The sequence below is a fragment of the Burkholderia sp. SIMBA_051 genome (assembly GCF_046534915.1).
Lineage (GTDB): Bacteria > Pseudomonadota > Gammaproteobacteria > Burkholderiales > Burkholderiaceae > Burkholderia > Burkholderia ambifaria.
Map to the genome: position 1 here is coordinate 1 of NZ_JAWRXS010000302.1, position 270 is coordinate 270.

Below are 270 nucleotides of genomic sequence, written 5' to 3' on the forward strand. Positions count from 1 at the left end.
GGATGCAGTGGGCGCTGTTCGCGCTCAGCCTGCTCGCGATTCCGGCGTTCTATTTCGAACTGGCTGCCGCAGCCGGGTTTCATCTCGTGGGACGTGCGCTCTATGCCTGCATGTCCGCCGGATTCGCGGCGGTCCTTGTCCGCATGGCCTGCCTGAGCCGCAAACCGCGGCGCTTTCTCACGCGCAATGGCTACGACGTGCTGATTGCGCTGGCCGCGGCGGGCGGTGTGGCGTGGGGCATGGCGCCGTGGTCGTCGGCCGAATGGGTGC

Annotated in this window: 1 pseudogene; it reads left to right on the forward strand. The window is 67.8% G+C overall.

What is annotated here, in order from left to right:
• Positions 1 to 270 (forward strand): annotated as a pseudogene (locus SB771_RS34620) (two pore domain potassium channel family protein); the annotation flags it as partial.